This is a genomic window from Brevundimonas sp. UBA5936, assembly GCA_002430835.1.
Taxonomy (GTDB): Bacteria; Pseudomonadota; Alphaproteobacteria; order Caulobacterales; family Caulobacteraceae; genus Brevundimonas.
Genome location: DJDA01000135.1, coordinates 1 through 9,123, shown reverse-complemented (window position 1 = coordinate 9,123; position 9,123 = coordinate 1). Strand labels below are relative to the sequence as shown.

9 protein-coding genes and 2 pseudogenes are annotated in these 9,123 nt (G+C 67.5%); 2 read left to right on the top strand and 9 right to left on the bottom strand.

What is annotated here, in order from left to right:
• Window positions 1-105 precede the first annotated feature (105 nt).
• From B2Y21_RS14310 to gyrA, 5 genes and pseudogenes are all read right to left on the bottom strand, one after another.
• Window positions 106-798, bottom strand: a complete 693-nt coding sequence (locus tag B2Y21_RS14310; RefSeq protein WP_292060491.1) for a peptidylprolyl isomerase — start codon at window positions 796-798, stop codon at window positions 106-108.
• Window positions 773-1,276 (bottom strand): annotated as a pseudogene (locus B2Y21_RS14305) (peptidylprolyl isomerase); the annotation flags it as partial. The pseudogene B2Y21_RS14305 and the gene B2Y21_RS14310, both read right to left, overlap by 26 nt.
• Before the next feature lie 44 nt (window positions 1,277-1,320).
• Entirely contained in the window at window positions 1,321-1,806 is a 486-nt protein-coding gene (gene coaD, locus B2Y21_RS14300) for a pantetheine-phosphate adenylyltransferase (RefSeq protein ID WP_286952380.1), read from the bottom strand.
• 54 nt (window positions 1,807-1,860) lie between these two features.
• A complete protein-coding gene (locus tag B2Y21_RS14295) occupies window positions 1,861-2,664 on the bottom strand; it encodes an aminotransferase class IV (protein WP_292060488.1) in 804 nt (267 codons plus the stop codon).
• Between the two features lie 6 nt (window positions 2,665-2,670).
• The gene (gene gyrA, locus B2Y21_RS14290; RefSeq protein WP_292060486.1) at window positions 2,671-5,445 is read right to left on the bottom strand and encodes a DNA gyrase subunit A; all 2,775 of its coding nucleotides are present in this window, start codon (window positions 5,443-5,445) and stop codon (window positions 2,671-2,673) included.
• A 249-nt stretch (window positions 5,446-5,694) separates the two neighbouring features.
• Between gyrA and B2Y21_RS14285 the strand changes: the two genes are divergently transcribed.
• Window positions 5,695-6,180, top strand: coding sequence for a superoxide dismutase family protein (locus B2Y21_RS14285; protein WP_244911901.1), 486 nt, complete (start codon window positions 5,695-5,697; stop codon window positions 6,178-6,180).
• A gap of 5 nt (window positions 6,181-6,185) precedes the next feature.
• Here B2Y21_RS14285 and B2Y21_RS14280 read toward each other — a convergent pair whose 3' ends face one another.
• Window positions 6,186-7,142 carry a DMT family transporter gene (locus B2Y21_RS14280; RefSeq protein WP_200168797.1) on the bottom strand — a complete coding sequence of 319 codons (957 nt, stop codon included), beginning with the start codon at window positions 7,140-7,142 and terminating at the stop codon, window positions 6,186-6,188.
• A 52-nt stretch (window positions 7,143-7,194) separates the two neighbouring features.
• Here B2Y21_RS14280 and B2Y21_RS14275 point away from each other — a divergent pair, with 52 nt between their 5' ends.
• Window positions 7,195-7,761, top strand: coding sequence for a nucleoside 2-deoxyribosyltransferase domain-containing protein (locus tag B2Y21_RS14275; RefSeq protein ID WP_292060485.1), 567 nt, complete (start codon window positions 7,195-7,197; stop codon window positions 7,759-7,761).
• Between the two features lie 64 nt (window positions 7,762-7,825).
• Here B2Y21_RS14275 and ssb read toward each other — a convergent pair whose 3' ends face one another.
• From ssb to B2Y21_RS14260, 3 genes and pseudogenes are all read right to left on the bottom strand, one after another.
• Window positions 7,826-8,323 carry a single-stranded DNA-binding protein gene (gene ssb, locus B2Y21_RS14270; RefSeq protein WP_125899729.1) on the bottom strand — a complete coding sequence of 166 codons (498 nt, stop codon included), beginning with the start codon at window positions 8,321-8,323 and terminating at the stop codon, window positions 7,826-7,828.
• A gap of 89 nt (window positions 8,324-8,412) precedes the next feature.
• Window positions 8,413-8,832 carry a hypothetical protein gene (locus tag B2Y21_RS14265; protein WP_312205332.1) on the bottom strand — a complete coding sequence of 140 codons (420 nt, stop codon included), beginning with the start codon at window positions 8,830-8,832 and terminating at the stop codon, window positions 8,413-8,415.
• Between the two features lie 5 nt (window positions 8,833-8,837).
• Window positions 8,838-9,123: pseudogene (locus tag B2Y21_RS14260) on the bottom strand (hypothetical protein); the annotation flags it as partial.

The window sequence follows — 9,123 nt, the reverse complement described above, 5'->3', positions numbered from 1 at the left end:
GGGCCGTCGCCGTGCTCGCCAGCAGGGCGGCCAGCAGCGCCGCCCTGATCGTCGGAAGTTGGTGCCTCATGTCCCGCGCCCCTCCCCTGGCGTGGAAGATCGCCGTCAGCCGCCTTGAACCGGCGGCTGGACGTCGCAGATGCTGAAGGACGCGCCCTTGGCGGCCCGCGCCGCCTCGACGGCGGCGTTGAACGGTGCAGAGCCGGGCACAGCCACACGGATCGTCGGCCGTTCGGCCTCCGGCATGGCCGAGGCCAGACGCGCCCGCGTCATGACGTCGGCGTCGGGACCGACAGCGCCGTCGTTGGCGTCGTTGCCCGCCTTGAGCGCGCTCACGACGTCCAGGCCCTGCACCACCCGGCCGAAGACCGTGTAGGCGCCGTTCAGATTGTCGTTCTGGCCCATCATCAGGTAGAATTGGCTGTTGGCGCTGTCAGGCGAGCCGGCGCGCGCCATGCCCGCCACACCGGGGCAGAACAATCCCTGGGCCGAGGTCTTGAAGTCCGCCGTGACGAACATCTGGGCGTCGGGCTGCGTCACCACCGGAATGGAGCCCATGATGCCGCGCAGGCCCGGTCCGCTGTTCTCGACCGGAACGAAGCCGCTATCGCGGCCGCGACGGAAGGTGAACTCGCCCTTCAGGTCCGGCAGTTCGCTGCCGCCTGCGCCGGTGCCCTGGGGGTCGCCGGTCTGGGCCATGAAGTTCGGGATGACGCGGTGAAATTTCAGCCCGTCATAGAAGCCCTGATTGGTCAGGGTGCGGATGCGNNAACTGGCTGTTGGCGCTGTCGGGCGCATCATCGCGCGCCATGCCCGCGACGCCGGGACAGTACAGGCCCCAGGCATGGACCTTGCCGTCCGCCGTCGTCCTCATCGCAGCGTCAGGCTGGGTCTGCACCGGCAAAGACTGGACGAAGCCGACCAGAGCGCCCGCCGGGGCCGCTGCGGCGACGAAAGGCGTCTGCGCGTCACGGCGGAAGGTGAACTCGGCCTTCAGGTCGGGATGCCAGCTCTGGCCCTCGCCCGTGCCCAGCGGATCGCCTGTCTGAGCCATGAAGCCGTCGATGACGCGATGCCAGGGCACGCCGTCATAGAAGCCCGCCTTGGCCAGCAGGCGGATGCGGGCGACATGGCCGGGTGCGGCCTCGGGCGTCATCTCCACCAGGATGCGGCCCTTGGCCGTATCGATCACCCAGAGATTCTCGGGCGCCACGGTGCGCCAATCCCCCGACTGGCCGCCCGACTGGGCCATCACTCCACCGGCCAGCAGGGCCATGCCCGCCGCCAGCGCCATCACAGACTTGATCTTCAAACCCGACCTCAACCCTTCTTGACCTTGGCCAACACGCTCGCGGCGACGGCGGGGCTGACGAAGCTGTCGATCCGGCCGTCCAGCCGGGCGATTTCCTTCACCAGTCGCGAAGCGATGGCCTGATGCCGCGGATCGGCCATCAGGAACACCGTCTCTATGTCGCTGTTGAGGCGCTGATTCATCGCCGTCATCTGGAACTCATACTCGAAATCGGCGACGGCGCGCAGACCGCGTATGATGACGCTGGCGTCCAGTTCCTCGGCGAAGTGCATCAGCAGACTGGAAAACGGCCGCACCTCGATGTCGGCGTTGAAGCGCGCGACCTCGGCCTTGAGCATCTCGACCCGCTCGGCGGTCGAAAACAGCGGGCCCTTGTCGTCGTTCTGAGCGACGCCGATGACCAGCCGGTCCACCAGCTTGACCGCCCGCCCGATGATATCGAGATGACCGTTGGTGACCGGATCGAAGGTGCCCGGATAAAGTCCGATACGCATGGCCAGCGGCCTCCCCATCGTTTGGGTCCGTTTAGCAGGTGCGAAATGAACGGCCTAGATTTTCTGACGCGGCTGTGATCGCCAAAGGGCGCCTATCTGCTGCACCGCATCCGTCGCGCCGGTGAAGACATGGGCGTCGACGGCCGCGATTTCCGCCGCGGGCGTGGCGCTGTTGCACAGGAAGGCCCCGTCAAACCGGGGCAGGTCCGACAGGCGCACGCCCTCGGTCCGCTGCGGCGATCCGGCGCGGTCCAGCGCCTCGCGGATCAGGGCCTGCGCCACGCCGTCCAGCATGGGCGCCTCAGGCCAGATCACCGTCTCGCCCTCGATGAAGCCGACATTCCACAGCGAGCCCTCGGAAATCCGGCCGTCGGCGTCGGTGAACAGGGCGTCGTCGAATCCCGCCAGCCGCGCCATGCGCCGCGCCCGCAACAGGCCCATCGTGGCGACGTGCTTCAGATGCGGCGCCTCGCGGGCATAGGCCTGACTTTGCAGGCGCACCCCGTGCGGCAAGGGCGAGGGCGGGGCCGAGACGCTGATCATCACCTGCGGCGCGCCGGTCCAGTCCGGTTGGCGCAGGGAAAGCTCATTTGAAAACAGGCTGACGCGCAGCCAGGCCTCATCTCGCCCGGCCAGCGCCGTCCGCATCAGATCGCGCAGACGATCTTCGGCGACAGCCTCGCCGAACAGTTCGACCGCCGAACGGTTGAGGCGGTCCAGGTGCCGATCCAGCCCGCGCACCCCGCCCTCCTCCACGCGGAAGGAGGTCAGGGCGCCGTAGTTGAACAAGGCCTGGCGGCCCAGATCCTCAACCCCGGCAGGTCGGCCGTCGATCCAGAGTTCAGGAGCGACGGCCATGCAGGATCAGGCCTCGCCGCCCTCGTCGGTCGACGCCTCGCCGACGTCGCCGTCTTCATCGTCGCCGCCCGTATCGGCCAGACGCTCGACCGAGACGACCTTCTCGTCCTTGCCGGTGCGGAAGATGGTCACGCCCTGGCTGGAGCGGCCGACGATGCGGACCTGTCCGACCGGGGTGCGGATCATCTGGCCGCCGTCCGTGACCAGCATAAGATCGTCCGACTCCTCGACCGGGAAGGCGGCGGCCAGGCGCGTGCCCGCGCGACCGCCCAGACCGTGGGCCGTCAGCCCCTGCCCGCCGCGACCCGTGCGACGATACTCATAGGCCGAGGACCGCTTGCCAAAGCCCGTTTCCGTGACCGTCAGGATGAACTGCTCGGCCGCGCCCAGTTCCGCAATGCGCTCGACGGACAGGGCGGCGTCGCCGGCCTCTTCGTCATCCGCCTCGACCGTAACGACATCCTCTTCCGCATCGGCGCCAGCCAGCGCCTTACGCATGGCGTTGGCGTGTTTGACATAGGCGGCGCGCTCTTCCGGGGTCGCATCGACGCGGCCCAGGATGGCCATGGAGATGACCGTGTCGCCGTCCTGCAGGCGGATGCCCCGCACGCCGGTGGAGTCGCGGCCCTTGAACACGCGCACGTCGTCGGCCTTAAAGCGGATGGCCCGGCCCAGAGCGGTCGTCAGCAGCACGTCGTCCTCGGACGTGCACAGGCCGACGCCGACCATGCCGTCGCCGTCTTCCAGCTTCATGGCGATCTTGCCCGCGCGGTTCACCGTGGCGAAGTCGCTGAGCTTGTTGCGTCGCACGTCGCCCGACTGGGTGGCGAACATGATGTCGTAGTCGCCCCAGGTCGTTTCGTCTTCCGGTAGGGGCAGCACGTTCATGATGCTGTCGCCCGGCTCGATCGGCAGCAGGTTGACGAAGGCCTTGCCGCGTGACTGCGGATTGCCCAGCGGCAAGCGCCAAGTCTTCAGCTTATAGGCCTTGCCGTTGGTGGCGAAGAACAGGACCGGCGTGTGGGTCGAGGCGCTGAAGACGCTGGTGACGACGTCCTCATCCTTCATCGCCATGCCGCTGCGGCCCTTGCCGCCGCGATGCTGGGTCCGATAGGCGTTCAGCGCCACGCGCTTGACGTAGCCCGAGTGGGTCACGGTCACGACCATGTCCTCACGCGGGATCAGGTCTTCGTCCTCCATCTCGGCGTCGCCTTCGCCGATGAGGGTGCGGCGATCGACGCCGAACTGATCCTTCACCAGCAGCAGGTCTTCGCGGATGATGGCTAGGACGTTCTTGCGATCCGACAGGATGGTCAGGTGGCCCTGGATGGTGTCGGCCAGGGCGCGCGCCTCGCCGAAGATGTCGTCGCGGCCCAGGCCCGTCAGACGCGACAGCGTCAGGGCCAGGATGGCGCGGGCCTGCTCGTCGGTCAGGCGGATCTTGTCGCCCTCGACCAGGACGGTGCGCGGGTCGGCGATCAGCTCGACCAGGGCCATCATGTCCCCGACCGGCCAGGCCTTGGCCTGCAGCCGCTCGCGCGCCTCGGCCGGATCGGCCGAGCTGCGGATGATGTGGATGACCTCGTCGATGTTGGCGACGGCGACGGCCAGACCGACCAGGACGTGGCCGCGATCACGGGCCTTGGCCAGTTCGAACTTGACCCGGCGGACCACCACTTCCTCACGGAAGTCGAGGAAGAGCTCCAGCAGCTTGCGCAGGCCCATCTGCTCGGGGCGGCCGTGGTTCAGCGCCAGCATGTTGACGCCGAACGAGGATTGCAGCGCCGTATAGCGATACAGCTGATTCAGGATCACATCGCCCGAGGCGTCGCGCTTCAGCTCGATCACGATGCGCATGCCCAAACGGTCGGACTCGTCGCGAACGTCGGCGATGCCTTCCAGACGCTTCTCGCGCACCATTTCGGCGATGCGCTCGATCAGGGTCTGCTTGTTCACCTGGAACGGCAGTTCGGTGATGATGATGGCGTCGCGGTCCTTGCGGATTTCTTCGATCGACGCCTTGCCGCGCACGATGACCGAACCGCGACCGTCGCGCAGGGCGTTGCGCGGGGCCGTACGGCCCATGATCTCGCCGCCCGTGGGGAAGTCCGGTCCCGGCACGATATCCAGCAGGGCGTCGTCCGACACGTCCGGGTCGTCCAGCAGGGCGACCGCGGCGTCGATCACTTCGCGCAGGTTGTGCGGCGGGATGTTGGTCGCCATGCCGACGGCGATGCCGCCCGCGCCGTTGACCAGCAGGTTCGGAATCCGCGCCGGCAGGACGACAGGCTCCAGTTCCTTCTCGTCGTAGTTCGGCTGGAAATCGACGGTGTCTTTTTCGATGTCGGTCAGCAGGGCCACAGCGGCCGGGGCCATCTTGGCCTCGGTGTAACGCATGGAGGCCGGCATATCGCCGTCGACCGAGCCGAAGTTGCCCTGGCCGTCGACCAGCATCAGCCCCATGGAGAAGTCCTGGGCCATACGGACCAGGGCCATGTAGACCGAGGCGTCGCCGTGCGGGTGGAACCGGCCCAGCACGTCGCCGACCACGCGGGCGCACTTCGAATACGACCGCTCGGGCGTCATGTTCAGGTCGTGCATCGAATACAGGATGCGGCGGTGAACAGGCTTCAGACCGTCACGCGCGTCCGGCAGGGCGCGGCTGACGATCACGCTCATGGCGTAGTCGAGGTACGAGCGTTTCAGCTCATCCTCGATGGTGATGGTCGAAATATCGCCCGGCGCCGAAGGGGCGGCGTTTTGGTAGCTGTCGTCGGTCAAGGAAATCAGGCTTTAGATGGCCGGAATCGGAACGTGATCCGCTATTCAGGTTTCTATCATCAGGGGGCCGTGGTGGCAAAGAAACGCCGCTGAAATCCCCGCGTATAAAAGGACAGGAAATTCATGCGCTTGACCCCAGCCGCTTTCATCACTCCCAGCGTTCTGGCGATCGCTCTCGCCGCCGGCGCCGCCTCGGCGCAGCAGCACGCGGGCCATGCAGGCCATACGCCGGATCAGCACGCCTCGCACATGGCCATGATGCGCGCCACGCCGGGCCAGACCTCGCAGGTCGCCATCATCAACGGCCAGGGCGCCGACATCGGCAAGGCCACCCTGACGCAGGGCTCGACCGGCCTGCTGATCAAGGTCGAGGCCACGGGCCTGACGCCCGGCTGGCACGGCATCCATATCCACGCCACGGGCCAGTGCGAGGCGCCCTTCACCTCGGCCGGCGCTCACATCAACCACGGCGATCCCAAGAAGCCCCACGGCCTGCTTAACGCTGAAGGCCCCGATGACGGCGACCTGCCCAACGTCTTCGCCGACGCCGCCGGCGCCGTGAACGCCGAGGTCTTCACCAGCCACGCCCGCCTGTCGCAGAACGGCCCCGGCCAGTGGCTGCTGGACGCCGACGGCTCGGCCCTGGTGATCCACGCCAACGCCGACGATCACTCCAGCCAGCCGATCGGCGGCGCGGGCGACCGCGTGGCCTGCGCGGTCATCAAGGCGCAGTAAGCCGCTTAAACCTTGGCGGGAGCGCCGGCGCGCAAGCCGCGCTCCCCCAGGGCCACCGTCACCACGCCCGCCAGGGCGATCGCCACGCCCGTCAGGATCTGCGGCGTCAGCACGTCGCCCATGAACAGGCCGCCGATCATGATCGACACCAGGGGCGAGCCCAGCAGATAGGGCGTCACCCGCCCGGCCTCGCGCCGCTGCACCAGCCAGAACATCAGACTGGTCGCGAACACGGACGAGATCACCCCCGCCCAGACCAAGGTGCCCCATACCAGCGGCGTCGCCGCCTTGGCCGCCTCCCACTGCCCGGTCTCGAACAGGGCCGAGCCGAGGGTCAGGGCCGGAAACGCCATCAGCGCCAGCAGACCCTGCATCTTCAGCGGCGGAATCGAGGTCGTGCGCCGCGCGATCACCGTCGTCAGCGCCCAGGCCGAGGCGCCCAGCGCCCCCACCAGAATGGCCTTCCAGTCCTGCAAGGCATGAGGGTCCAGCGTCATCCAGGCCACGCCCATGAAGGCGATCACCAGGCCGGCCGTCGCCATCCGCGAAATCCGCTCGCCCAGCAACAGGAAGGCGAACAGGGACGTCAGCGGAATCCACAGCTGGGTCGCCACGGTCACCGGGCTGACGTCATTGGCCAGCCAGAAGGCCAGGTAGATCAGGCCATAGTGGATCGGCCCGCCCACCACGGCGATAATCAGCAGGCTCTTCCAGTTCGGAAACGGCGGCCGCACGAACCAGACCAGGCAGGCGGCGGCGATGGCGAAGCGCAGCGCCCCCGTCATCAGCGGCGGCAACACCTCGGTGGCGACCTTGGCGGCGGCGTTGTTCACCCCCCAGATGACCAGAACGGCCACGATGGCGGCGATCTCGAGCGGCGTCAGCGCGTGCGGGGAGGAGGAGGAACTGGACACGCCCCCATGCTTGCCACAGGGCGCGACGATTGGCCTCTCACGAAGCATGACCGCAGGTTACCCTGCACAACCGCCCGCCCTGTCGGCTATAGAGGCCGCCATGAAGACCCCTGCCCTGCTGTCCGCCCTCGCCGTCGTGTCCGCCTGCATCGCCGCAGCGCCCGCAACCTCCGAACCGACGCTCGTCGTCTCGCCCCAGCCCCTGCCCATCGACGACTCCCGGCCGCGCGTCTTCCTGGGCGGCAGCATCGACATGGGCGGCGCGCCCGACTGGCAGGCGGCGCTGACGCAGGCCCTGGGCGACATGGACGTCACAGTGCTGAATCCCCGCCGCCCCGACTGGAACCCCGCCTGGCGGCCCGAGGCGGACGAGCCGGAGTTCCGTCGTCAGGTCGAGTGGGAGTTGGCCGCGCTGGAAAGCGCCGACGTCATCGTCATGTATTTCGCGCCCGGCACGCAAAGCCCGGTCAGCCTGCTGGAAATGGGCCTGCACGCGCGCGGCGGAAAGCTGATCGTGCTGGCCCCCGAGGGCTTCTGGCGCAAGGGCAACGTCGACATCACCGCCCGCGCCTACGGCGTGCGTCAGGTGCAGACCATGGACGAACTGACCGCCGCCGTCCGCCAGGCCCTGACCGAAGCCGCCGAGAAGGGCCGCTTCGCGCGCTGATCCTTCATTGAAAAAGGCCGCGCCCCCAGCAGAGGCGCGGCCTTCATGTTCCGCCGAACGAACCCTAGAACGGAATGTCGTCGTTCAGGTCGTAGCTTTCCTTCGGACCCGAGGGCTTGTTGGCGCCGCCGGTCGAGAAGCCCGAGGAATAGTCGTCGTCGCGACCGCCGCCGTATCCGCCGCGATCACCGCCGCCGCCCTGGCTGTCGCTGCGGCCGCCCAGCATGGTCAGCTGGCCGTTGAAGCGCTGGATGACGATCTCGGTCGAGTACTTCTCAACGCCCTGCTGATCGGTCCATTTGCGGGTCTGCAGCGCGCCTTCGACGTAAACGGTCGAGCCCTTCTTCAGATAGTTTTCGGCCACCTTGACGATGTTGTCGTTGAAGATGACGACCGAGTGCCACTCGGTCTTTTCCTTGCGTTCGCCCGTCGCCTTGTCGCGCCAGGTTTCCGAGGTGGCGATACGCAGGTTGGCGACGCGATCGCCGTTGTTCAGCGAGCGGATTTCCGGGTCGCGACCCAGGTTGCCGACCAGAATGACCTTGTTGACGCTGCCCGCCATGACCGATGTCCTTTTATTCGTCTTGTCGTCCGTTCCTTAATCGAAACGGGCGATATGTTCTAGTTTCGTTCGCCCGCAAAAAGGGCGGATTAGTTGGGCGCCACAGCGACCGGGCGGCCGTCGATCTGACGCTGGATGGCGCCGGGAATGGCCAAGCGACCATCGCCGGTCCGCGCCAGGGCGAAGAACCGCGGCCCATCCAGGCTCTTGCCGAATTTGACGCCGGTGCGGTCGATGAAGATGAACTGCCCCTGATAGGCGCCGAGCATCTCGTTGTTGCTGCCGCCCATGCTCAGGAATTTCAGGCGCATCTCTTCCAGCCGCGCGGCGCAGAACTCGATCTGCGGCTGGTCGCGGGCCAGCACGTTGAAGCGAGGCGCTTCGCTGTCCAGCTCGCCGACATGATAGCAGACGCCCTTGTCCGACGGCGCCTGAAGCTGAGGCGCATTGCAGGCCGCCAGGGCGGCCGAACCAAGCACGACAGCCAGTCCCGAGATCAGAACACGCACCTTCGTCACAGCTCCGGGAACTGACAATTGCGGTCCTGCTGGGCCAGGGTGCGGAAGCGGCTGTTGTCGCTGGACTGCTCCACGCGACGCGGCACCAGACGCAGGGTGGTGTCGCCCCAGCGGCCGTACTGGGCGTCGCCCGGCCGCACGCAAGTTCCAGCGTAGAGGGCCTGAACGCAGGCGCCCAGGCTCATATTGCCCGACACCTGACGCCATTCAGAGCCCGTGTGGCGCAGACAGGCCGTGCCTGAAGCGGCGGGCGCAGGGCGCGCGGCGTCGGCGGCGGCGGGC

Excerpts from the sequence above, each read along its gene's own strand:
- B2Y21_RS14275 (WP_292060485.1), top strand. The coding sequence starts at position 7,195 with ATGAAGACCCCTGCCCTGCTGTCCGCCCTCGCCGTCGTGTCCGCCTGC.
- B2Y21_RS14295 (WP_292060488.1), bottom strand. The coding sequence starts at position 2,664 with ATGGCCGTCGCTCCTGAACTCTGGATCGACGGCCGACCTGCCGGGGTT.
- B2Y21_RS14285 (WP_244911901.1), top strand. The coding sequence starts at position 5,695 with ATGGCCATGATGCGCGCCACGCCGGGCCAGACCTCGCAGGTCGCCATC.
- coaD (WP_286952380.1), bottom strand. The coding sequence starts at position 1,806 with ATGCGTATCGGACTTTATCCGGGCACCTTCGATCCGGTCACCAACGGT.
- ssb (WP_125899729.1), bottom strand. The coding sequence starts at position 8,323 with ATGGCGGGCAGCGTCAACAAGGTCATTCTGGTCGGCAACCTGGGTCGC.
- B2Y21_RS14280 (WP_200168797.1), bottom strand. The coding sequence starts at position 7,142 with ATGCTTCGTGAGAGGCCAATCGTCGCGCCCTGTGGCAAGCATGGGGGC.